21 protein-coding genes are annotated in these 23428 nt (G+C 73.7%); 5 read left to right on the forward strand and 16 right to left on the reverse strand.

Annotation, left to right across the window (positions count from 1 at the left end; genetic code table 11):
• Positions 1–141 precede the first annotated feature (141 nt).
• Positions 142–1221, reverse strand: coding sequence for a saccharopine dehydrogenase NADP-binding domain-containing protein (locus WN71_RS09930; protein WP_046584635.1), 1080 nt, complete (start codon positions 1219–1221; stop codon positions 142–144).
• A 99-nt stretch (positions 1222–1320) separates the two neighbouring features.
• Here WN71_RS09930 and WN71_RS09935 point away from each other — a divergent pair, with 99 nt between their 5' ends.
• Positions 1321–2280, forward strand: coding sequence for a helix-turn-helix domain-containing protein (locus tag WN71_RS09935; RefSeq protein WP_046584634.1), 960 nt, complete (start codon positions 1321–1323; stop codon positions 2278–2280).
• A 78-nt stretch (positions 2281–2358) separates the two neighbouring features.
• Here the strand turns inward: WN71_RS09935 and ssuE are convergent, their stop codons facing one another.
• The 11 genes from ssuE to WN71_RS09990 form a co-directional block, all read right to left on the reverse strand.
• The gene (gene ssuE, locus WN71_RS09940) at positions 2359–2916 is read right to left on the reverse strand and encodes an NADPH-dependent FMN reductase (RefSeq protein ID WP_046584633.1); all 558 of its coding nucleotides are present in this window, start codon (positions 2914–2916) and stop codon (positions 2359–2361) included.
• Positions 2917–3001: 85 nt separating this feature from the next.
• Positions 3002–3817, reverse strand: coding sequence for an alpha/beta hydrolase (locus WN71_RS09945; RefSeq protein WP_046584632.1), 816 nt, complete (start codon positions 3815–3817; stop codon positions 3002–3004).
• Position 3818: 1 nt separating this feature from the next.
• Positions 3819–4862 carry an LLM class flavin-dependent oxidoreductase gene (locus WN71_RS09950; protein WP_046584631.1) on the reverse strand — a complete coding sequence of 348 codons (1044 nt, stop codon included), beginning with the start codon at positions 4860–4862 and terminating at the stop codon, positions 3819–3821.
• Between the two features lie 11 nt (positions 4863–4873).
• Positions 4874–6214: an NtaA/DmoA family FMN-dependent monooxygenase gene (locus tag WN71_RS09955; RefSeq protein WP_046584630.1), complete on the reverse strand. Its 1341-nt coding sequence runs from the start codon at positions 6212–6214 to the stop codon at positions 4874–4876.
• A gap of 25 nt (positions 6215–6239) precedes the next feature.
• Positions 6240–7034, reverse strand: a complete 795-nt coding sequence (locus WN71_RS09960) for an ABC transporter ATP-binding protein (RefSeq protein ID WP_046584645.1) — start codon at positions 7032–7034, stop codon at positions 6240–6242.
• Between the two features lie 155 nt (positions 7035–7189).
• Positions 7190–8095, reverse strand: a complete 906-nt coding sequence (locus WN71_RS09965) for an ABC transporter ATP-binding protein (RefSeq protein WP_079177768.1) — start codon at positions 8093–8095, stop codon at positions 7190–7192.
• A complete protein-coding gene (locus WN71_RS09970; protein ID WP_046584629.1) occupies positions 8095–8982 on the reverse strand; it encodes an ABC transporter permease in 888 nt (295 codons plus the stop codon). The genes WN71_RS09965 and WN71_RS09970 overlap by 1 nt, the downstream gene beginning before the upstream one ends.
• Before the next feature lie 3 nt (positions 8983–8985).
• Entirely contained in the window at positions 8986–10014 is a 1029-nt protein-coding gene (locus tag WN71_RS09975) for an ABC transporter permease (protein ID WP_046584628.1), read from the reverse strand.
• 102 nt (positions 10015–10116) lie between these two features.
• Positions 10117–11688, reverse strand: coding sequence for an ABC transporter substrate-binding protein (locus tag WN71_RS09980; protein WP_046584627.1), 1572 nt, complete (start codon positions 11686–11688; stop codon positions 10117–10119).
• A 533-nt stretch (positions 11689–12221) separates the two neighbouring features.
• Positions 12222–13151, reverse strand: a complete 930-nt coding sequence (locus WN71_RS09985) for a DsbA family oxidoreductase (RefSeq protein ID WP_046584643.1) — start codon at positions 13149–13151, stop codon at positions 12222–12224.
• A 59-nt stretch (positions 13152–13210) separates the two neighbouring features.
• Complete coding sequence (locus WN71_RS09990) at positions 13211–13645, reverse strand: RrF2 family transcriptional regulator (protein ID WP_046584626.1); 435 nt, start codon at positions 13643–13645, stop codon at positions 13211–13213.
• A gap of 138 nt (positions 13646–13783) precedes the next feature.
• On the opposite strand from WN71_RS09990, the gene WN71_RS09995 reads away from it, so the two are divergent.
• The gene (locus tag WN71_RS09995) at positions 13784–14290 is read left to right on the forward strand and encodes a cupin domain-containing protein (RefSeq protein WP_046584625.1); all 507 of its coding nucleotides are present in this window, start codon (positions 13784–13786) and stop codon (positions 14288–14290) included.
• On the opposite strand, the gene WN71_RS10000 is transcribed toward WN71_RS09995, so the two are convergent.
• The 3 genes from WN71_RS10000 to WN71_RS10010 form a co-directional block, all read right to left on the reverse strand.
• The gene (locus WN71_RS10000) at positions 14247–14762 is read right to left on the reverse strand and encodes a hypothetical protein (protein WP_143074825.1); all 516 of its coding nucleotides are present in this window, start codon (positions 14760–14762) and stop codon (positions 14247–14249) included. The genes WN71_RS09995 and WN71_RS10000 overlap by 44 nt on opposite strands.
• Before the next feature lie 203 nt (positions 14763–14965).
• Positions 14966–17146 carry an MMPL family transporter gene (locus WN71_RS10005; protein WP_046584623.1) on the reverse strand — a complete coding sequence of 727 codons (2181 nt, stop codon included), beginning with the start codon at positions 17144–17146 and terminating at the stop codon, positions 14966–14968.
• A gap of 291 nt (positions 17147–17437) precedes the next feature.
• The gene (locus WN71_RS10010; protein WP_046584622.1) at positions 17438–18049 is read right to left on the reverse strand and encodes a TetR/AcrR family transcriptional regulator C-terminal domain-containing protein; all 612 of its coding nucleotides are present in this window, start codon (positions 18047–18049) and stop codon (positions 17438–17440) included.
• A gap of 175 nt (positions 18050–18224) precedes the next feature.
• Between WN71_RS10010 and WN71_RS10015 the strand changes: the two genes are divergently transcribed.
• Both WN71_RS10015 and WN71_RS10020 read left to right on the forward strand, forming a co-directional pair.
• The gene (locus tag WN71_RS10015; protein WP_046584621.1) at positions 18225–19718 is read left to right on the forward strand and encodes an APC family permease; all 1494 of its coding nucleotides are present in this window, start codon (positions 18225–18227) and stop codon (positions 19716–19718) included.
• Positions 19719–19960: 242 nt separating this feature from the next.
• On the forward strand, positions 19961–21532 hold the full coding sequence (locus WN71_RS10020; protein WP_046584620.1) for an amidohydrolase: 1572 nt from the start codon (positions 19961–19963) through the stop codon (positions 21530–21532).
• 197 nt (positions 21533–21729) lie between these two features.
• Here the strand turns inward: WN71_RS10020 and WN71_RS10025 are convergent, their stop codons facing one another.
• Complete coding sequence (locus WN71_RS10025) at positions 21730–22245, reverse strand: SRPBCC family protein (protein ID WP_046584619.1); 516 nt, start codon at positions 22243–22245, stop codon at positions 21730–21732.
• A 143-nt stretch (positions 22246–22388) separates the two neighbouring features.
• Here WN71_RS10025 and WN71_RS10030 point away from each other — a divergent pair, with 143 nt between their 5' ends.
• Positions 22389–23357 (forward strand): LysR family transcriptional regulator, encoded by a 969-nt coding sequence (locus tag WN71_RS10030; RefSeq protein ID WP_079177782.1) that lies wholly within the window; start codon positions 22389–22391, stop codon positions 23355–23357.
• Positions 23358–23428: the final 71 nt, after the last annotated feature.

Genomic DNA, 23428 nt, shown 5'->3' on the forward strand with positions numbered 1-23428 from the left:
CGAGCAGACCGTGCGCACCTGTGTCGTGCCCTCGGTCTGCGAGTCCGGCGCGGCCACGGGCGCCTCCCCTACTGTGCTCGGCTCGATCTCACTCCCCGTGACCGTACGAACCGCTCATTACGCCGGTGTCTCCGCGCCGGATCATCGGGGGTTAAGGCCGCCGCACACGCCGGGGGCGCCCTGTGTGAGCCGCGGGAGGTCCAGCAGGGTGACATGAGGGGACAGAGCGCGCAGGAAGTCCTCGGCGTCGAACATGGCGCCCGCCGAGGCCAGGCCCACCACGCGGGTCCGGCCGGTGAGGACGCGGTCCACCGCCTCCACGGCGAGCGGGGCGGTCACGGCGTAGATGTCCCGGCCGGAGGCGGCCGCGCGCCGCTCCCGGTCGCCGGAGCGCACGACGACGTCGACGAGGAAGGTCTGCGCGGACCGTCCCTCGCCGTCCACCGCGGCCGGGGCGGGGGTGTCCGGCGCGGCCACGTCCCGGGCGGCCTCGACCGTCATGTAGGTGCGGACCTCGGGTGCGGGAAGGTGGGTGGGCACCGTGACGATGTCGGCCATGCTGAACTCCCCGACGACGGCCCGCGGGCCCATCGGTTCGGGGAAGGGCCAGGTGAGCGTAGGGGAGGCGTCCTCGCGGTACTGGAGGCGCCCGCCGGTGTGCACGGCGCGCCGCCCGCCGCGCCGCCGCCGGGAGACCGCGCCCGCCTCCCGCGTCCCGGTGGTGGGGTGCCAGCCGCTGAGTCCGTAGGCGATGTGCGTCTCGTCGGGCGCCGCCCAGTCGCCCGCCGCGGCGGTGGCCAGCAGGTCGCCGAGGCCGCCGAAGAAGGCCATCGCGGGCACGACCGGCACGCCCGCGGCGCGGGCCCGGTCCCGGTAGCCCGCGAAGGTGTCGGCGATGGCCTCCAGTTCGGCCGCGACGTCCACGTACGGGATGCCCGCGCGCAGCGCCGCCTCCAGCACCGGGGCGACCGTGGCGGCGAAGGGGCCGGCGCAGTTGACGACGGCCGCGGCCCCGGCGAGGGCGCGGTCGAGCGCGGCCGGGTCGTCCACCGACGCCGGGCGCGCGTCCGCCCCGGGAAACTCCTTCGCGAGCGCTTCGAGACGGCCCGCGTCCCGCCCGGCCAGGACCGGCCGGTATCCGCGGCGCGCCAGCTCCGCCACGACGAAGCGGCCGGTGTGACCGTACGCGCCGAACACCGCGACCGTGCCGTTGGACCCCATGGTGCACTCCCGTTCCTCGCCGATCCGATGCGTCCATCCTGGCGGCGGCCGACCCCGCGCACGAGTGTCGGGAACGACATGCCCCGTACAATTCCCGACATGGGAACTGTCGCGCTGGCCGTCACCGACGGGATGCTGCACTTCGAACTCTCCCTGGCCCACGAGGTGTTCGGCTCTCCGCCGGACGGCACGCCCGTCACCTGGTACGACCTCGCGGTGTGCGGACCGGGACCGGTGCGGGTCGGCCGGTTCCGCCTGGAGCCCGACCGGGGTCTCGACGGGCTCGCCCGCGCCGACACCGTGATCGTCCCGGGCTGGGCGGACATCGACGTCGATCCCCCCGCGGAACTGGTCGAGGCGGTGCGGGCCGCGCACGCGGCGGGCGCGCGCGTGGCGTCCCTGTGCACGGGCGCGTTCGTGCTGGCCGCGGCCGGGCTGCTGGACGGGCAGCGGGCCACGACGCACTGGGCGCACACGGACGTCCTGGCCGCCCGCCACCCACGGGTGAGCGTGGACCCCGACGTGCTCTACGTCGACAACGGGCGCGTGCTCACCTCGGCGGGCAAGGCCGCCGCGATGGACCTGTGCCTGCACCTCGTGCGCCTCGACCACGGCTCGGCGGTCGCCAACGCCGTCGCCCGCCGTCTCGTCGTACCGCCGCACCGGGACGGCGGGCAGGCCCAGTTCGTGGTCACGCCCGTGCCCGCCCCGGACCGGCATCCGCTCGCCGACCTGTTCCCCTGGGTGCTGGAGCGCCTGGACCGGCCGCTGACCGTCGAGGATCTGGCGCGCCGCGCGGGGATGAGCTCGCGCCACCTCACCCGCCACTTCCACGCGGTCACCGGCACCACGCCGTTGCAGTGGCTGCTGACCCAACGCATCCGCCACGCGCAGGAGTTGCTGGAGAGCAGCGACGACGGCATCGACACGGTCGCCGCCGCCACCGGCATGGGGACCGCCGCGACCCTGCGCCGGCACTTCCACCGCGCGGTCGGCGTACCCCCGGACGCCTACCGGCGCACCTTCCGGCTCAAGAGCCGCACGGACCGGACCGGTTGAGAGGGGGGTACGCCGGTCGAGACGGCGGTACACCGCTTGAGACGGCGGTACACCGGTCGAGACGGGGGTACGCCGGTCTCAGCTCGCCTGCGCGAGGACGCCCGTGCGGGCGGTCAGGCTCGCCGAGAACTGGTCGGTGACCTGAGCGAGCGCGCTCGCGGTGCCCGGGGCGACGGTGACCGTGCCGTCCTCGGCGACGGTGACGTCCTTGTCGAGGGTGAACCAGCCCGGCACGATGTGCGCGGCGCCCATCGAACTCAGCACCGGGCGCAGCGCGTAGTCGATGGCCAGGACGTGCGCCGTGCTCCCGCCGGTGGCCAGCGGCAGCACGGTCTTGCCGGTCAGCGCGTACTGGGGCAGCAGGTCGAGCAGCGACTTCAACAACCCCGAGTACGCGGCCTTGTAGACCGGGGTGCCGATCACCAGGCCGTCGGCGGCCTCGACGAGCGCGGTGGCCTCGGCGATCGCGGGGTGGCGGAAGTCGGCCCCCAGCAGGGCCTCGGCGGGCAGGGTGCGCACGTCCAGCGGGATCACGTGGTGGCCGTGGCCGCGCAGCCGGTCGTCGAGGTGCCGCAGCAGGCGGGCGGTGCGGGAGGTGGCGGAGGGGCTGCCGGAGACGGACAGGACGGTGGCCATGGGAGGGACCTTCCGGGGTGGGATGGGGCGCGGCCGGGTGGCCGCGCGGGCGGGGCGGGGGCCCGGGTGCCGGCGGGCCCGGGTGTCACCAGGCGCTGGCGGCCACCGAGACCACCGGTACCAGGTCCTCGCGCAGCGTCTCCAGGAAGGTGACGATCTCGGCGGCCACGGACCGGTGCTGGAGGTCGTTGAGGACGTCGTGGTGGGCGCCGCGGACGACGGAGAGGCGGGCGCGGGGCAGCGACTTGACCGTGCGATGCAGCGCGTCGTGGTCCGCGAGCGGGTCGGCGTCCCCGGCCAGGATCAGGGTGGGGACCGCCGGGCCGCCGTCGTGCACGGCGGTGAGCAGCGCCTCGGGCACGGTGTCGTTGAGCGCGCCTCTGCGCACGCCGGTGTCGTCGGTGAGGGTACGGCGGTGGGCGGGGCAGGAGGTCCGCGCGTCGAGTTCGTCCTCCCAGGTGCCGGCGGCGGCCGTGGCCCGGCCGGGCAGCCCGGCCAGGACGACCGCGTCCGCCGCCGGGACGGTGCCGTCGGACCGCCCGGGGCCGAGCAGGGCGGCGAGCGCGGCGGCGCCGGTGTCGCTGCCCAGCAGGACCAGGGGCCGTACGATGCCGCCCGCGGCCCCGCCGGTGTCGGACCGCTCGCCGCCGTCGACCGCCGCGACGGAGTCGACGGCCTCGGTGAGCCGGGCGGCGAAGCGGGTGAGTGAGCCGGTCAGGTCGTCGGCGTCCAGATCGGGTGCGGCCACGACACGGACCCGGTAGGCGTCGGCGGCCAGGCGCGCGCCCAGGCGGCGGTAGGCGGCCGGGGTCTCCCCGCGCCCGGGCACCACGACGACCGTGCCGCGCACGCGCAGTCCCTCGGGGCCGAAGTGGTCGGCGTACTCGGGGTGTTCGGGCATGTCACACTCCAGCGGGTTCGGTGCGGGCCCGGGGCTTCCAGCCCAGGGCGGGGGCGACCTCGGTCGCGATCAGTTCGAGGGCGCGCAGAGCGGCGTCGTGGTCGGGGACGGCGGGGTTGAACTGCGTGATGAGGTCGGTCGCGACGGGCAGCACCTTCTCCTCGCGCAGGGCGGTGACGATCTCGTCGGGGTGCCCGTAGAAGCTGTGGAAGCGGCGCAACGCCTCGTCGGCGTCCAGGCCCGCGGGGAAGGCGCCGTGCGCGGCCATGCGCAGGGCCGCGCGGTGGACGTCGTCGCCGATGTGGCTCAGGGCGGTGCGCCGGTCCTTGGCGGGGAACACGAACCGGGACAGGCCGATGCGGGGTGCGCGCGGCCGGTCCCAGCCGGCGCGGAACGCGTCCGCCCAGGGGCGCTGCACCGCGTCGGTGGGCTCGTCGTAGCCGTAGGCGGCCCGGTTCAGCAGGAGGTGGGAGCCGGCGGCCGCCGCGTGGGCGGCTCCCTCACGGCTGAACACGCCCTGCCATATGCGGCTCTCGAAGTCGCCCGGCGTCGGCTGGATGCGGAAGCCGGGGGTGCGCACCTCGTCGCCGGACAGCGCCTGGCGCAGCAGCCGAAGGTGTTCGGTGGTCAACTCCCGCTTGCGGGCCGCGTCCTGGCCGAACGCGGCGTACTCGGTGGGGTCGGAGCCGCTGCCGACGCCGATCTCGACGCGGCCGCCGCTGAGGGTGTCGACGGTCGCGACGTCCTCGGCGAGCCGGACCGGGTCCTCCAGCGGCAGCACGGTGATGGCGGTGCCGAGCCGGATGCGGGTGGTCCGGGCGGCGGCGTGGGCGAGGAACGTCCACGGGGAGGACAGTCCACCGCCGCCGAGGGGGACGTGGTGCTGGGCCACCCAGCCGACGTCGAAGCCGAGTTCGTCGGCGGCGACGAAGAGGTCCTGGGCGTTGCGGTAGGTGCGGGCGAGGTCGTCGCCGCGGCCCTGGACGTGGGTGAGGAAGCCCAGCCGGAAGCGGGGCGTGCCGGTGGCCGGTGTCGTGTCGGTCATGCCGGTCTCCCTCAGTCGGCGGCGAGCTGGGGCTCGCGCGTGTGGCGGTTGGCCGGGACCGGCAGCCCGAGGTTGCCGCGCAGGGTGTCGGCCTCGTACGCGGTGCGGAACAGGCCGCGCTTCTGGAGCAGCGGCACCACGCCGTCGACGAACAGGGAGAGGTCGTCGTCGGTACGGAAGGCGAGGTTGATCCCGTCGAACGTGCCGGCCTCGAACCACTGCTCGATGGTGTCGGCCACGGTGTGCGGGGAGCCGACGAACGGCGAGCGGCGGAACTCGGTGACGGACTCGGCGACCTGACGCAGGGTGAGGTTCTGTTCCCGGGCCCGCTCGATGATGCCCGCGGCGCCGGTGCGGCCGCCCTTCTCGGCGAGGTGGGCGACGTCGGGGAAGGGTGCGTCCAGGTCGTGGACGCTGAAGTCGTAGGCGCCGAAGGACCGGCCGAGCAGCGCGAGGTTGCGCTCGAAGTCGTTGTCCTCCTCGAAGATCTCCCGTTCGCGGCGCCGGGCGTCCTCGTCGGTGGCGGCGACGACCGGGCCGCCGTGGATGAAGATCTTGATGTGCTCCGGGTCGCGGCCGTGGGCGGCGGTGCGCCGCTTGATGTCGGCGTAGTAGTCCTGGGCCTGCTGGAGGGAGCCGCCCGGCGCGTAGATGCCCTCGGCGACCCGCGCGGCCAGGTCGCGGCCCTCCTCGGAGACGCCGGCCTGGAAGATGACCGGCTGGCCCTGCGGGGAGCGGGACAGGTTGAGCGGTCCGGCGATCTTGAAGTGCTCGCCCTCGTGGTCGAGCGCGTGCAGCCGGGCCGGGTCGAGGAAGAGGTTGCGCTCGACGTCGGCCGGGAAGGCGCCGTCCTCGTAGGAGTCCCACAGGCCGCGGGCGACCTGGACGAACTCCAGGGCGCGGCCGTAGCGGGTGGCGTAGTCGAGGTGTTCGTCGAGCCCGAAGTTCTTCGAGGTGCCGGTGTCGAAACTGGTGACCACGTTCCAGCCGGCGCGGCCGCCGCTGATGTGGTCGAGCGAGGCGAACCTGCGGGCCAGGTTGAAGGGCGAGTTGTAGGTCGAACTGGCCGTGCCGACCAGGCCGATGTGCCGGGTGTGGGTGGCGACCGCGGACAGCAGGGTGAGCGGTTCGAGGCGGTTGAGGTAGTGGGCCGGGTAGGTGGCGTTGATGAACTGGCTGTCGACGATGAACAGCGCGTCGAACAGGGCGTGTTCGGCCGCCTGCGCCTGCCGGATGTAGTAGTTGATGTCGATGCTGGCGTTCTTGGCGACGCGCGGGTCCTTCCACAGGCCGTGCTGGCCGGGGCCGCCGACGCCGTAGGGGTGCAGGGCGAGGTGGATCGTGCGGGGCATGGGGGTTCCTGTCTGTGAAAGGGGGTCAGAGGGCCAGCTGGGCGCGCAGGGCGGCCCGTTCGGAGCGGCTCGCGGCCGGGGTGTGCAGGGTCGGCGCGGAGCCGACGAGCAGGCGGGTGTAGGGGTGGCGGGGTGCCCGGATGACGTCCGCGACCGGCCCGGTCTCGACGAGTTCACCGCGGTGCAGTACCGCGACCCGGTCGGCGACGCCCGCGACGGAGCCGAGGTCGTGCGAGATGAACACGAGGGCGACACCGGCGGCGCGCAGCTCCTTGAGGATCTCCAGGATGTGCACGCGGTTGGCCGAGTCCAGCGCGCTGACCGGCTCGTCGAGCAGGAGCAGCCGCGGCTCGGTGGCCAGCGCCCGTGCCACGGCGACCCGTTGGCGCTGGCCGCCGGAGAGCTCCCCGGGCAGCCGGGTCAGCAGCTCGTGCGGCAGCCGGACGCGGGTGAGCAGGTCCCGGGCGCGCCCGGCGGCGGTGCGGCGGTCCGTGCCGGCCAGCAGCAGCGGCTCGGTGAGCGAGTCCTCGACGGTGAGGTCGGGGTCCAGGCTGCGCAACGGGTCCTGGAAGACGTACTGGACGACACCGCGGCGGCGCAGTGCCCGCCACTGCCGGGCGTTGTACCCGGTGACGTCCTCGCCGTCGACGCTGATCGAGCCGGCGGAGACGTGCACCAGGCCGAGGACGGCGCGGGCGAAGGTGGACTTGCCGGAGCCGGTCTCCCCGATGAGGCCGAGGGTCTCCCCGGCGGCGATGTCGAGGGTGACGTCGGCGAGGACCCGCCGCCGCCTGCGCCGCAGCCCGTGGTGGACCTCCAGGCCGCTGACGGCGAGGACCGGGCGGCGGGGGGTGTCCGCCGCGGCGGGGGCCTGTCGGACGCGGTCCGCAGCGGTGGGGTCCTGGTGGAGGCCGTCCGGAGCGCCGGGTTCCTGCCGGATGCCGTCCGTTGCGGCGGAGTCCTGTCGGATGGTGCTCACGCCGCCTCCCGGGGAGCGAGGAACCGGTCCAGTCCGTAGCTCTCGTGCTCGTCGATGAGCAGGCGCGTGTAGGCGTGCCGGGGGGTGTGGAGCACCGTCTCGGTGGGGCCCTGCTCGACCACTTTCCCGTCCCGCATCACGAGGACCTCGTCGCACAGCTGGGCGACGACGGCGAGGTCGTGGGAGACCACGACGAGCGCGAGTCCGGTCCGCTCGCGCAGGTCGGCCAGCAGGTCGAGGATCTCGGCCTGCACGGTCACGTCGAGTGCCGTGGTCGCCTCGTCCGCGATGAGGATGCGCGGGCCCGCGGCGATCGCGGCGGCGATCAGGACGCGCTGGAGCATTCCGCCGGAGAGCTCGAACGGGTACTGGCCGTGGACCAGTTCGGGGTCGCGCAGCTGGACGGCGGCCATGAGGTCGAGCGCGCGGTGCCGTGCCGCGCGGCGCCCCAGCCCCTGCTTGACCCGGACCACCTCGGCGATCTGCGCGCCCACCTTGATCGAGGGGTTGAGGTAGGAGGCGGGGTCCTGGAAGACGGCGCTGATGGTGGCGCCGCGCAGGTCCGTCCACTGCCGCGGGGTCAGCGTCGCGATGTCGGTGCCGTCGATCGCGATCGACCCGCGGTCGACCTCGAAGTGCGGGGGCAGGATGCCGAGGGCGGCCCGGCAGGTGAGGGTCTTGCCGCTGCCGGACTCGCCGACGATGCCGACGGTCTTGCCGGGGGTCAGTTCGAAGCCGACCCCGCGGACGATGTCCCGGCCGCCCGCCCGGTCGCGGATGTGCACGTCGTCCAGGACGAGGAGCGGGGGGCCCGTGGGAGCGGGCGCGGGGTCCGCGGCCCGGGGCAGGTCCGCCGGGGCGGCGGCCGGCGGCACGGCGGTCTTCGGGGACAGGATGGTCATCACGCACCTCCGGCGGTTGCGGTGGCGGCCGGGCCGGTGCCGGCGGCGCGGGCCTTGCGGTCGTCGATCAGGGCGCGGCCGGCCTCGCCGGTCACGTCCCGGATGGCGTCCGCGAGCAGGTTGGCCGCCCAGACGGTGGCCATGATCAGCAGGGCGGGGGCGAGCGGCGCCCACGGCTGGTAGGTGAGGTAGCCGAGGTCGGAGGCGAGCAGCCCGCCCCAGGTGGGGGCAGGCGGCTGCACGCCGATGCCGAGGAAGGTGAGGCTGGAGACGATCACGAAGCCGACGCCGATGGTCTGGGCGAGGGCGACCGCGATGGGCGGCAGCACCTTGGCCCACACATGGCGGCGGACGATCCAGCCGACCGAGGCCCCGGAGACGATCGCCGCCTCCACGTACGGGGACCGCGCGACGGTCAGCGTCGCGGCGCGCGCCACCCGGTAGAAGAGCGGGGAGATCAGCGCCCCGGTCACCAGCATCGCCTGGGTGATGCCGTTGCCGAGCAGCGCGATGACGGCGACCGCGAACAGCAGGAAGGGCAGGGCGACCAGCGTGTCCGCGATGCGCAGCGTGAGCCATTCGAAGACCCGGCCGAGATGCACGGACAGGATGCCGGGGATCACGCCCACGGCCAGGGCCACCAGGGCCACTTCGAGGGAGCCGAGGACGCTGACGCGCGAGCCGGCGAGCAGACGGCTGAGCACGTCGCGGCCGAGGTGGTCGGTGCCGAGCCAGTGGCTGCCGGAGGGCCCGGCCAGGGTGGCGGTGCTCTGCGCGAGGGGATCGTGCGGGGCCAGCCACGGGCCGAGGAGCGCCAGCAGGGCGATGAGGGCGAGGACGGCGGCGGCGACCCGGCCGGAGGTGAGGGAGAGGACGCGGGAGACCACGGGTCACACCCCCCGCCGCGCGGCCGGCGTCACGCGGGCCAGCACCAGGTTGACGACGAGGTTGAAGGCGACGACCAGGACGATCGACACGACGAGGACTCCTTGCACGGCGGGTACGTCTCCGGCCTGGGCGGAGTCGTTGGCGAACCGGCCGAACCCCTGGAGCCCGAAGATCCACTCGGTGACCACGGAGGCACCGACCAGGGCGGGGAATTTGAGGCCGAGGGTGGCGAGGGCGGGACCGAGCCCGTTGCGCAGCACGTGGACGAGGAAGACCCTGCGGGGGCTCAGTCCGCGGACGACCGCGCCGGTCACGTAGTTCTCCCGGTAGGCGGCGACGAGTCCCGCGCGGAGCTGGCGGGCCACGTCGGCGATGACGTCGAAGCTGAGGGCGAGGGCCGGGAGGGTGATGTGCGCGAGCCACGGCCCGATCCCGTCCGCGGCCGGCACGTATCCCGCGGCCGGGAACAGGTGCAGTCCCACGGCGAGTACGGCGACCAGCACGATGCCGACGACGAACGCGGGCATCACCGAGACGACGGTGACGAAGCCGGTGACGGCCCGGTCGATCCAGGTGGTGCGCTTCAGGGCGGCCAGGGTGCCCAGGGCGAACCCGGCGAGCACCCCGATGACGAGGGCCAGTCCGGCGACGGACAGGCTGACGCCCAGGCCGAGCCCGATGAGGGTGGAGATGTCGGCGCCGTTGGTCCAGCTGGTGCCGAGCTGCCCGTGCAGGACGCCGCGGAACCAGTCCCCGTACTGCACGAGGAAGGGCCGGTTCAGGCCCCAGGCGGCCTCGACGCGGGCGATGGCCTCGGGGGTCGCGTCCTCGCCCAGCTGGATGCGTGCCGGGCTGAGCCCGCTCAGGGAGCGCAGTGCGAAGGTCACGAACGTCGCGACCAGGAAGACCGGTGCGAAGATGGCGGCGGATCGGGCGAGGGTGGCCAGGACGCGGCCGAGCGTGTGCCGGGTCCGGGCCACGGCGCCCCCGCGACGGCGGTCGGGCGGGGCCTGTGCCGCGGTCGTCGTCATGGGTGTGCCCCTTGTCTGTGAGGGTCGGCGCTTCGGTTCTGTGGGTGGTGGTGCGGTGAACGGCGTTGCGCGACCGGCCCGTTCACCGCACCTGATCCGGTGTCAGCTGCCGGAGATGGTGACGCCGGTCCAGTCGATGTGGGCCGGGTTCTTCGGCAGGTCGGAGATCGACTTGCTCTTGGCGATGAGGTTCGGCGCGGAGTAGGTGAACACCAGCGCCTTGCTCTTGAGGCCGGCGCGGGTGGCCGCCTGGAGCACCTTGGTGTAGTCCGGGGAGTCCAGCGGGGTCTGCCGGACCTTGGCGACGGCCGCCTCGAAGCCCGAGGGCTCGTACGGGGAGCTCAGGTTGAGCGGGCCGTTGGGACCGAAGTGGGCGGTGAGGGTCTGCACCGCGGAGTCGCGCCCGGTGGTGCCGTAGAGCGAGAAGGTGAGGTCCTTGGCGAAGAACGGCGTGGCCCAGTTCTTGTCGATCTTGATGGTGACCTTGATGCCGACCTTGCCGAGCTGGGACTGCACGATCTCGGCCTGCGGGTCCTCGGCCGGGATCACCAGGTTCAGCTTGATGTCGCCCGCCTGGTAACCGGCCTGTGCCAGCAGCTTCTTGGCCTTGGCCGGGTCGTAGGGGTAGTCGTCCGCGGACTGCGGGTCGTAGGCCACATAGCCCTTGGGGAAGGGCTGGTTGGTCACCGAGCCGTAGCCGAAGGTGAGCTTGTCGACGAACTCCTGGCGGTTGACGGCGTAGCGGACGGCGTCGACCACCTTGTCGTTGTCGAACGGCGCCTTGTTCACGTTGAGGCTGATGTTCTCGGCGTTGAACCCCGGTTGCACGAAGACGTCGAGGCCGGCCTTCTTGGCGGCGGCCGCCTGACTGGGCTGGATGTCGGCGAAGTTGTACACCCCGGTCTGCAGTCCGGACACCACCGTGGAGGCGTCGGGGGCCGAGGTGAGTTCGACGTTGTCGATGTGGATGTTCTTCGCGTCCCAGTAGTCCGGGTTCTTCTTCAGTACGGCCTTGGTGCCGGGGATCAGCTGCGTGACGATGAACGGGCCCGCGCCGACGGGTGACTGGTCGAGCTTGTCCGGGGACTTCGCCGCCTTGGGGCTGGCGATCTGGAGCACCCGCTCGCCGAGCAACTGCGGTATCTGGTAGTCGACCTGGGTGAGGTGGACGACCGCGTCGAGGCCCTTGGCGTCCACCGACTTGATGGAGGTGAGGTCACCGAAGAGGGCGGAGTTCTTCTGCTTCTTGGCCCGTTCGATGGCGGCCTTCACGGCGCTCGCGTCCACCGGGGTGCCGTCGCTGAACTTCAGGTTCGGCCGCAGATGGAAGGTGATCTCGTCGCCCTTGGCGTTGTAGTCCCAGCTCTTGGCGAGGTCGGGGACCGCCTTGCCGCTCTCGTCCGTGCGGGTCAACGACGCGTAGACGAGGGAGAGTTCGCGGAACTGGGCGCCGCTGCCGCCGACCACCGGGTCCCAGTGGGTGGGAAAGTAGGAGGACGCCCACTTCAGGGTCGCGGAGCCGGACGCGGCGGAGGACTCGCCGCCGCAGGCGCTGAGGGCGGGCACCAGCACCGTGGCGAGGGCGGCGGTGAGGGCGGCGGTGCGCAGCCGGCCGGCCCGGCGGTTCGTCGGGGCATCCGCTCTGGAGCGGCGGGGCGTGAGGTGTCCGTACATGGCGGCGTTCTTTCTCTGACGGCCCCGGCCCGTGGCAGCACGGAGCGATCGGGGCGCGAAGGAGGCCGGCCCCGCGCTCCGGGCGGCAAAGGACGAGGTGCCCGGTGCGCCGCGCGGGCGGCGGCCGGGTCTCCCGGAGCAGGGCAGGCCGAAGGAGTGCTTCGGGGCGGGAAGCGGGCGGCGTCGGCCTCAGGACGGTCGGCGGCGCGGGACTGCGGGAGTCCGGTCGCACGCCGGGGCCCGGGGAGCCGGACGCGGGATGAGGGGTGCCGGGCGACGGGCGGGGCCCAGCCGGGGAACGGGCTGGAGACGCGGCCGCGGGAAGCGGACGGTGCCGTCGGCCTGAAGGCGGCGGTCGGTCAGCGACAGAGAGCGCTGGAGGTGCGCCGCAGGTCCACGTAGCGGCACACCACGCCGGGGTGCGTCGTGAGGAGCATGGTGAACATCCTGGGGGCAGCCGCGAGCGGCTGTCAATGGACACCTTGTGGTGTCTCATTCGGTGGACGGATGCCTGACCGCAGGTCAGAGAGGTGTCAGGGAACGGGCGGTGCGGCGGGGACCCCCGCAGGGGCGCCCGGGGCGGCCGCCGGACGGGCCGCGGCCTCCTCCGGGTGCAGCCACAGCGGGCCGTTGCCGGTCTCCAGCCGGACGGCGCCCGCGGGCGGCCACGTCCCCCGTGTCAGCGCCCGCCGTTCGGGCTCGGTCAGGGTCCGGTGGTACTCCAGAGCCTCGGCCGCGGGAAGGGGCTCCGGCGTCCGCAGGGCCGCGGGGCACAGCTCGGCGAGGGCGGCGGCGTAGGCGTGGTAGGAACGCCAGCCGGGCACCGCGCGACGGCGGCCCGGCACGCGCAGGACCAGGGTGGGCAGCGCGTAGCGGTGTCCGCCGTCCGCGGTCTCCTTGGCGGCGCCGGGGTGAGGCGAGTCGTCGGCCACGGTGAGCAGTTCGGGCGGCGGGCGGCGCGCCTCGGCCCGGTCGGCACGCACCCGTTCGCGGACGGCGTCCGAGGCGGCGTCGGCGGCGAGGCGGGCCTCGTCGAGGCCGGTCACGCCCCGCGCGGCGGCCAGCGCGAGGGGGAGGGTGTCGGCGGGCTCGCCCAGCACGAACACCGTCTCGCGCAGCCGCCGCAGCACCCGGTCCGCGACCCGGTCGCCCTGCAGTTCGGCGGCCTTGGCCACCAGCGAGGAGGGCCAGGAGCCGGCGGCGACCCGGCTCAGGCGCACGGCGTGCGGGGCGCCGGTGTGCGCGGAGATGTCGGCGACGTACCGGGCGTACCAGGCCGTCTCCGCCACGGGGTCGGGGGCCGGGTCGTCGTCCTCGTCGAACAGGACGCACATCACCCGGCGGACGCGGACCCGCGGGTCCAGCGACGCCCGCAGCAGGCGCAGCACCGGTTCGGCGCCCCAGGACCACGGACACAACGGGTCGGTGTACTCGACGACTTCGAGCGCGGAGGGGTCGCCCACGCCGTCTAGGGCCCTGGAGTCGCCGTCGGCGCCGGGCCCGGAGGGGTCCTCGGCGGCGCTCACGCCGCACCCTTGCGGGCCGGTCTCTCGCCCCGCCCGGCCAGGACGAGTTGCGCGACCGTCGTGCCGCCCAGCAGCGACGCGGCGTCCGCCTCGATCCGCCGCCAGACGCCGGGCAGTCCGGCGGCGGGGCCCGGGTAGTCGAGCCCCGTCAGCGGCGTGCCGCGCAGGGTGATCAGCTCGCCGTCGACGGCCCGTACGACGTCGAGCAGGGTGATCTCCCCGGCGGGCCGGCCGAGCCAGTAGCCCCCCTCGCACCCGCGCTGGCTGCGCACCAGGCCCGCCTTGCGCAGCTCGCTCACGACGGACTTCAGGAACCGGAACGGGATGTCCTGCGCGGAGGCGATGGCCTCGCAGGTCAGGGGGCGGGACGGCTCGCCCGCGAGCTCCAGCAGAGCCCGTGCGGCGTAATCCGCCTTCGCGGAAATATGCATACGCACATCATGCATGAGAGGCCGTCGGCGGTAGGCGTCGAGGATGCGTCACAGTGGTTGTTGCGGCAACATTGCCGCAGGTGAAGCGTATTAGCCACCTCTTGACATCTTTTTCGGGACCGCCCTAGCGTCGCTTGCATGAGCACGCCCCGCACGACCCCCGGTGAAGGCTTCCACCCCCATCTCGACCTGCCCGCCGCGCCCGTCACGGTGCCGCTGAGCGCCCGGCTGCACCATGTCCGGGCCGACGGCCTCGACGGCGACACGGCGCAGACCGGCGGGATGCGCCGGTTCGCCGCCGTCAGCGGCAAGACGGTGGGTTCCGAGAAGCTGTGGATGGGCCAGACCCATGTCGCCCCCTCGACCGCGTCCTCGGACCACCACCACGGCGAGTCCGAGACCGCCATCTACGTGGTCAGCGGGCACCCCGAGTTCGTGTTCCTGGACGACAGCGGGGAGCAGTCCCAGGAGGTGCGGCTGCGCACGTCGCCCGGGGACTACATCTTCGTCCCGCCGTTCGTGCCGCACCGCGAGGAGAACCCCGATCCGGCCGAGGAGGCCGTGGTGGTCATCGCCCGCAGCACGCAGGAGGCGATCGTGGTCAACCTGCCGCGTCTGTACGCCCTGCCGACCGACGACGCGTGACGGCCGCGGGGGCGGGCCGGGCCGGGCGGCCGTACACGACATGCCACGTCAGGGCCATCAGCGCGACCACCGTTCCCGCCAGGACGATCAGTCCCTCGGTGGCGATCATGTCGTCGCCGCCCGGATAGCGCTGTCCGCACAGCCGCGCCGTCGACGGGTGCCGTGCGGCGGCCTCGAGGCACAGCGTGGTGCCGACCGACGGCTCGGCGGCGGTGCCGTGCGATCCCACCGGCAGCCCGCCGGTGGTGTAGTGCTTCCCGTCGACCTCGTACGAAACGCGGTACGTCCGACCGCCCTTGACCGGGACGATCCGGTCGACGGCACCCTGCACCCGCACCGGCGAGGCGTCGATCCGCCGGGCGCCGGACACCTCCCCGGCCAGCGACCGGCCCGCCGCCAGCGCCACCAGCACGCCGATCGCCGCTATGACCGGCGGTACCGCTCTGCGCAGTCTTGATCCGTCCCCTCGCACCGGGTCAGTGTCACACGTGCCGTCCCGGCGGGACCCCCTGGTGCGGGGACGCTTGAATTCGGGTCTGCGGACGCACGGCCGGCGTGGACCGCCGCAAGAACGGTGGGCCTCTCGCCGTCCCGGGCAGGGACGGCGAGAGGCCCGTTCACCGAGGCTGCCACGGCGCGCCGCGCGGTTTCGGCCGCGGCGGCGCGCCGGGGGTGTCAGGCGCGGCGGCCCGACGGATCGGCCTCGACCACGTCGTGCTCGCGCTCCTCGTCGGACCCGGCGGTCGCGGGGACCGCCGCCTTGCCGGTCGCGCGGTCCGCGTGGCCTGGCCACCAGGCCGCGTGGCCGATCAGCGCGGTGAGGCTGGGCGTGAAGAACATCGCCATGACGAAGGCGGCCACCGCGATGCCGAAGGAGACCGCGAAGCCCATCTCCGTCAGCAGCGCGTTGCCCGCGAGCATCATCGTGGCGAAGGTGGCCGCCAGGATGAAGCCCGCGGCCGCCACGGTCGGTCCGGCGTGCCGGACCGCCTCGCCGGCCGCCTCGCGGGGGCTGCGGCCCTCGCGGGCCTCCTCGCGCAGACGGGCGATCATCAGGATGTTGTAGTCCGTGCCGATGGCGACCACGAAGAGATACATGATCACCGGCAGCATGAACATCAGGCCCGAGTGGCCCTGGCCGTCCTGGAAGATCCACACGGTGGCACCGAGGGTGGCACCGAAGCCGAGACCCACCGAGGCCATCAGGTACCAGGGCGCGACCACGCTGCGCAGCAGCAGGCCGAGGATCACCATGATGAGCAGGGCAGCGACCGGGAACACCGTGCGGTAGTCGTGGTTCACGGCGGCGTTGATGTCCTTGTAGATCGACGACATGCCGCCGACCAGCGCCGTGGTGCCCTCGGGTGCGTCGGAGTGGGCGACGTCGCGGACCCCGCCCACGGTGTCGATCGCCTTGTCCGTGGACGCCTCGTACTTGAGCGTGACGGTGAAGTCGGCCGTGTCACCGGCCTTGTTCACCTGGCTCAGCTTGGCGCTCGCGACACCGTCGACCGCGCCGAGCCTGGCCGCGTACGCGTCGAAGCCGGACCTGTCGAGCGGCTTGCCGTCGACGCTGGAGAGGTACACGTCCGTGGGCGCGGCGGCACCGGCCGAGTACGCCTTCTGCATCTGGTCCTGGACGACCATCGACTCCTTGGTCTTGGGCATGGAGCCGGACGCCAGGTCGAAGGTCGCCTTGTAGCCGAGGGTGCCCAGCGACAGCGCGACGAGCACCAGGCCGGAGGCCAGGGCGGCGATGTGCGGGCGGTTGCGCATCCCGCGGCCGATGGCGGCGAACCGGGCGTTCTCCGGCTCGCGCTGCCAGGACTTCGAGGGCCAGAAGACCTTCGGGCCGATGAGCGAGACGACGGCCGGGATCAGCGTCAGGCCCGCGACCAGAGTGACGCCCACGGCGATCGCGAGCGCCGGACCCATCTGCTTGAGGAAGCCCAGCGTGGACAGGACCAGGGCCAGGAAGGCGATGATCACCGCGCCGGCGGCGGAGGCGATGGCCTCGCCGACCCGGTCGACCGCGTTGATCATGGCCTGCTTCGGCTCGTCACCCGCGCGCAGCCGTTCGCGGTAACGGAACATCAGGAACAGGAAGTAGTCCGTCCCGACGCCGAACAGCACCACGATGAGGATCGACGACACCGAACTGTTGGCCTGGAGGTCGAACAGCTTGGTGGCGTACGCGATCAGGCCGTTGGCGATGGCGGAGACCACGCCGATCAGGATCAGCGGCAGGATGGCCAGGATCGGCGCCCTGAAGATGATCAGCAGGGTGACCAGAATGATCAGAAAGGTGCCGATGCCGATCAGGGCCTCGCCGCGCTTGGACGAGTCCTGCTGGTCGAGCGCCTGGGCCGCGGAGCCGCCGAGCTTGACCTGGAGATGCGTGCCTCTGGCCAGCGCCTTGACGTCGTCACGCAGGACCTTGGCCGCGTCGGCCTGTTTCGGCTGACCGGCGTTCCTGCTGTCCATCTGCACCAGGGTCATGGTGTACCTGCCGTCCTTGGACGGCGGGCCGGGGACCACCTTCTGCACCTGGTCGATGTGCTTGTCGCCCAGCTCGGTGGTGATCCGGGCGACGTCCTTTTGGTCGGCGGCGGTCAGCTTGCCGCCGTCGGTGCGCTGGTAGAGCGCGATCGCGGACGGAGTGAAGGCGCTGGGGAACGCCTTCGCCTGAAGGTCCGCCGCTTTGATGGACTCGTAACTCTTCGGCAGAAAGCTGCTCTCGTCACTGTTCGAGGGCAGGCTCGGGGCAGTGGCGACGATCGCCACGGCGGCGATCAGCCATGCCACGATCGTCCAGACGGGATGTCTGACGACAGTGTTCCCAATGCGTCGGAACATGCGGGAGGGTCCTCCTGAGCAGGAAGATCACCGCAGCCCGGGGAGCGGTCCCTGGCATCGGCGACCCCGACCGGCGCGCAGGGACGCGTCGGCCGAATGGTTGTCTGAGGCTGTCATCGTAATAACCTCACAGTTCACTCTCAGGTGGCACCCCATTTTCTGCGGCCGGGGCCTCCCGCCACGGCCCGCACGGCCCCTTCCCCCACGGCCCGCGTAGCGCCTCTCCCCTCCCACGGCGGCCGCAGCGCCACTCCCCCACGCCCCCTGCGGCCCGCCGCCGCTGCCGCCCCGTCAGTCCCCGGCCGCCCGCAGCGCCCGCGCGTGGGCGAGGAACGCCGTCAGCCCCACCTCGAAGGCGCGGTCCGCGCGGCCCTCGCCCACCGCGGCCAGCGCCTCGGCGAGCCGGGGTGTCGGGGTGCCCTCCGCCAGCTCCCACATCGCCTCGGGCGCGGCGAGGTCGAGCGCGGAGCCCAGCACGAGGTTCTCCAGGGCGATCAGCAGCGGCATGACCTCCGCGGCCGCGAAGCCCGCCTCCCGCAGCACGGTCACCGCGCGTTCGTACTGCTCAAGGACGCGGGGCGCTCGTACGGGTGACGTCATCAGCAGGGGGATGGTCCGCGGGTGGGCGGCGAACGCGGCGCGGTAGGAGCGCGCCCAGCCCTCCAGGGCGGCGTCCCACGGCCGTACGTCCAGGGCGGCCACGTCCATGGCCGAGGCGACGCGCTCGCGCAGCAGCTCGACGATGCCGTCCCGGCCGTCCACATGGTGGTACACCGAGCCGGTCTGCGCGCCGAGCCGCCGGGCAATCTGCGGCACGCTGAAGTCGCCCTGCTCGTCGATCAGTTCCAGCGCCGTGGTGGTGATGCGCTCGCGGTCGAGGAGCGGTGTGCGCGGCCGGCCCATCGTCAGTCTTCTCCTTCGGGGTCTTCCCGGATGCCCAACGGAAGGTTACATTGCCGAAACCGAAAGCCTTTAGGTTTATGGCTTCCGGCGCACGTCGACCGGGGTGCGCCGCATCCGGCGGCACCATCCCGCACGTCCGGAAACCCCCTCCGTTCCGCCGCTCGAAGGGTTCCCCTTGTCCGTGACCACGAACGAGCCCCCGCAGGAGGCGACGCCGTCCCCGGCGGCCGCCCTGCGCTCCGGCTCCCTCGGCACCGCCGACATCGCCTTCTTCGTCGTCTCCGCCGCAGCCCCGCTGACCGTGATGGCCGGGGTCGCCCCGCTGGCGATCCTGCTCGGCGGCATCGGCGCGCCCGTCGGCTACCTGCTGGCCGGCATCACCCTCGCCGTCTTCGCCGTCGGCTTCACCACCATGAGCCGGCACATCAAGAGCGGCGGGGCCTTCTACGCCTACATCACGCGGGGCCTCGGCCGCCGGGTCGGCATCGGCGCCGCCCTGCTCGCCCTCATCGGCTACAACGGCATGGAGATCGGCGTCTACGGCCTGCTGGGCAGCACCTTCAAGGACACCCTGCGCGCCCTCGCCGGCACGGACGTCCCCTGGCTGCCGATCGCCCTGGCCGGCCTGCTGCTCATCGGCTACGGCGGCTACCGCTCGATCGACTTCGGCGCGAAGGTCCTCGGCGTGCTGCTCCTCGCGGAGACGGGGATACTCGTCCTCCTCGCGGGCGGCGTCCTCCTCAAGGGCGGCGCGCACGGGCTGTCCGCCGCCACCTTCCACCCGGACCACATCCTCGTGCCCGGCACGGCCGCTGTCCTCGCGTTCGCCTTCGCCGCCTTCACCGGCTTCGAGTCCACCGTCATCTACCGCCGCGAGGCCCGCGACCCCGAGCGGACCGTCCCGCGGGCGACCTATCTCGCCGTCGGATTCCTCGGCCTGTTCTACGCGTTCATCGTGTGGGTCGCCATCCAGGCGTTCGGCGACGCGGAGGTGGTGGCGGCCGCGGCGAAGGACCCCGGTGGCCTCTTCTTCACCGCGATCAGCACCTACGTGGGCGGCTGGGCGGCCGACCTGATGCACGTCTTCATCGTCACCAGCGTGATCGCCTCGCTGCTCGCCTTCCACAACGCCATCAACCGGTACGCCCTCGCGCTCTCCGAAGAGGGGCTGCTGCCCGCCCGTTGGGGCCGCATCCACCCGCGCCACCGCTCCCCCTACGTCGCCGGTGTGGCCCAGACCGTGCTCGGCGCGGCCGTCGTCCTCGCCTTCTGGGCGGCCGGCGCCGACCCGTACAGTCAGCTGCTGCTGTGGGTCAACACACCGGGAATGATCGGTCTGTTGCTGCTCCAGCTGCTCGCCGCGCTCGCCGTGCCCTGCTACTTCCGCCGGGTGCGCCACCAGGAAGGTGCGCTGCGCACGGTCGTCGCGCCCATCGTGGCGGCGGTGCTGCTCGCCACGGCGATCGTCCTGGTCATCACCCACATCGACCTGTTCACCGGCGCCTCCACGACGGTGAACTGGATCCTGATCGCGACGGCACCGGCCGTCTTCGCCGCGGGCTTCCCGCTCGCCGGGTGGCTGCGGCGGAAACGGCCGCGGGTGTACGCCGAGTTCGCGGCGGAGCCCGCCGAGCCGGCGGACCGCGCGGACGTCGCGGCGCCCGCCTGAGCGCGGCCGCGCGAGGGCGCGATCGCGCCCGAACGCGGGCGTCCGTCCGGGTGCGGGCGCCCGCCGAAGCGCCCGCACCCGCACCCCGGACCCCAGACCCGGACCGCCATCGTCCACGGATCGTCACCACCCGCACCACACGCACCGCCCGCACCCCCCGTCGCGTCCGGGCGGCCAGCTCCGCACCCGCCGGGACCAGCCGCCCGCCCGCGACCGCGTCACCGAACAAAGGAGTTCACCTCATGCCCAGCGCCGACCTCGTCCTCACCGGTGCCACGGTCCGCACCCTCGACCCGGAACGGCCGTACGCCACCGCCGTGGCCGTGCGCGACGGTCTGGTCGTCGCGGTCGGCGACGAGAGCGACGTGCGCGACTGGCGCGGCGCGGCCACCGAGGTCGTAGGACTGGACGGGGCGCATCTCGTGCCCGGTCTGGTGGACGCGCACAGCCACCCCGTGTGGGGCCTGGAGATGGCGACCGGCGCCGACCTGTCGGCCGTGACCGACCTGGCGGGGCTGCGGGCCGCGCTGACGTCCGCGGCCCGCGTCGAGGAGTGGGTCATCGGCTACGGCCTCGACCACAACGCCTTCGAGGGGCGCCCCGTCGAGCGCGGCCTGATCGAGGACGTGCTCGGCGACGCCCCCGCCTTCCTGCGCCTGTACGACGGGCACTCGGCGCTGGCCACCGGTGCCGCGCTCGCGGCGGCCGGGGTGAGCGGGCCGCGGAGCTTCACCCAGCGCTCCGAGGTGGTCTGCGACGCGACCGGGCGGCCCACCGGCCATCTGGTGGAGCACGCGGCGATGGAACTGGTCGCCGCGGTGCTGCCCCGGCCGTCGTACGAGGTCCGGCGGGCCCGGCTGCTGGAGCTGCTCACGGAGATGGCCGCGACCGGCCTGACCGGCGCGCACGTCATGGACGGCGGCGACCTCGACCTGGTGGAGGCGGTGGCGCGCGAGACGGTGCTGCCGCTGCGCCTGCGGTTCGCGCCCTGGTGCATGCCCGGCGCCGACCGGGACGACCTGGACGCGCTCGTCGCCCTCCAGAGCCGCTCGGGTCTCCACTGGCGGGTCGGCGGGGTGAAGTTCTTCATGGACGGCACCGTCGAGGGCGGCACCGCGTGGCTCGACCACGCCGACTGCCACGGGCAGGGCACCGAGGCGTTCTGGCCGGACCCGCGGGCGTACGCCGCCGCCGTACGGCAGCTGCACGCGGCCGGGGTGCGCACCGCGACGCACGCCATCGGCGACGCGGCGGTACGGCACGTCCTGGACGTGGTGGCGGGCCTCGGGCCGACCGGCCACGGCGCGCACCGCGTCGAGCACATCGAGACGGCGCCGGACGAGCTGCTGCCGCGGTTCGCGCAGCTCGGTGTGGCGGCCTCCATGCAGCCGCCGCACACGGCCTACACCCGCGCCGACGGCACCGACGAGTGGTCGCGTCGGCTGGGCGCCGACCGCGCGGGCCGCGCCTGGCGGCTGCGGGACCTGCGTGACGCGGGGGCCACCGTCGCCCTCGGCTCGGACTGGCCGATCGCCCACCACGACGTACGCCAGGTCCTGGCGACGGCGCAGGGCCCGCGGGGCGCGGCCTCGGCGCGGGCCGGCCTGACCGGCCTGGAGGCGCTGGAGGGCTGCACTACCCACGCGGCGCGGGCCGCCGGCGAACAGGACGTCGCCGGCCGCATCGCCCCGGGCTTCCGCGCGGACCTGACCGCCCTCGGCGTCGATCCGGTGACGGCACCCGCCGACGAGCTGGCCGAGGCGCCCGTGCGGCTGACGGTGACGGGGGGCCGGGTGGCGCACCGGGGTGCGTGAGACGCGGCCGCCGGGGTGGCCTCACGCGCCGCCCCGGCGGTTCAGCCGTACCGGCGGTTTCAGTCATACCGGCGGTTTCAGCCGCCCCCGGCGGGTCAGGCGGGGTCCCGGCGGACCGGGAGCAGGCACTGTGCCGCGGTCTCGTCGTTGCCCGCGTCGTCCGGGCGGATGACGCCGATCGACGCCGCCGGCGCCGGTCAGGCCGACGCGGCCCGGATCAGGCCGTCGAGCCACGCCTGGTGGCCGTTGAGCATGGGGTTCGGCCGCTGCGCCGCGAGTTCCGCCGCGGGGCGGCCGATCTGCGTCTCCTGCGTCAGGACCCGCACCCGGCCGCCGGACAGGTCCTCGACCAGCCAGGCGTGCAGCACGTCGAGCCGCTCCTCGGGCCCGCCGTCCTGCCGCGCGGTCCAGGACAGCCGGCCGGGCACGCCGTCGGCCGGGGCCTGGAACGCGACGACCCGCGCGTCCAGCGGCGGGAACCCGAAAGTGCCGAAGCGGAAGTGCACGCCGTCCCGCAGCACGGGTCCGTCGCCGCCGGGGAACGAGATGTCGGCGACGTTGTCGTAGTACGACTCCCAGGTGGAGGTGTCCGTGAGGTACCGCCAGACGCGGTCGGCGGCGACCCCCTGGACGACGACCTCGTTGGACACGAAGTTGTCGCCGGTGCCGGGCAGGTACTCCTGGGGCCAGTCGATCGCGTTCTGCTGGGTCATGAGGGGGCGCCTTTCAGCGTGGGGGGCTCGCGGGGCGGGCTCGGACAGCTTCGAAGCTAGGCCGCGCTCCCATCCGCCGGCCAATAGGCGATCCGATCCCTCCCATCGGGATCCCGATGTGCCGGGCGGCTACCGTGGTGGTCATGAAGGAGCAGACTCCCGCCGTGGCCGCGGCGCGGTCGCTCGGCGGCGGCCCGCTGCCGCAGCACGCCGATCTGAACCTGCTGCGCACGTTCCTGGCGGTGCACCGCGCGGGTTCGTTCACCGCCGCGGCGCCGCGCCTGGGGCTCTCCCAACCGACGGTGACCGCGCAGATCCGCGCCCTGGAGCAGCAGACCGGGCGTGAGCTGTTCGTCCGGCTGCCCCGCGGGGTGGAGCCCACGCCGCACGCGCACGAGCTCGCCGCGCGGCTGTCGGGGCCGCTCGACGCGCTGGCCGCGCTGGAGGACGCGGGTACGGCGACCGCACCGGTGCATCTGGCCGGGCCGTCGGAGCTGTTGTGCGTACGGGTGCTGCCCGCGCTGGTGCCGCTCGTCGCCGACGGGGTCGAGCTGCGGGTGGCACAGGGGCTGCCGGAACCGCTGCTGGAGGAGATGCGCGCGGGCCGCCACGACCTGGTGATCGCCACCAGGCGTCCGCGGGGCCGGGCCCTCGCGTCGGCGCCCCTGGCCGACGAGGAGTACGTCCTCGTCGCGAGCCCGGGCTGGGCCGGGCAGGTCGGCGCGGGCGCCTCGGACGGTGACGCGGACGGTGCGGCGGCGGACCTGTGCGCGGCGCTGCGGGGCGTGCCGCTGGTGACGTACGCGGAGGATCTGCCGATCGTGCGGCGCTACTGGCGAAGCGTCTTCGGACGGCCGCTCACGGCGCGCGCCGCGGTGACCGTGCCGAACCTGTACGCCGTGCTGTCGGCGGTCAACTCGGGCGCCGGTTACAGCGTGCTGCCCCGGTCCCTGTGCCAGGAACATCTGGCCTCCGGGCGGCTGGCCCTGCTGCACGAACCGCCGGAGGCCCCCCTGAACACGCTGTTCCTCGTGCAGCGGCCGGGCGCCGACAGCAACCCCGACGTGGTCCGGGTCCGCGACCGGCTCAGGGCGGTCGCGCGGGACTGGTGAGCCGGTTCGGTCGCACGGGACCGGGGGCCGGTTCGCTCGCGCGGGACCGGTGGGCCGGTTCGGTCGCGGTC

The sequence above is a fragment of the Streptomyces mangrovisoli genome (genome assembly GCF_000974985.2).
Lineage (GTDB): Bacteria > Actinomycetota > Actinomycetes > Streptomycetales > Streptomycetaceae > Streptomyces > Streptomyces mangrovisoli.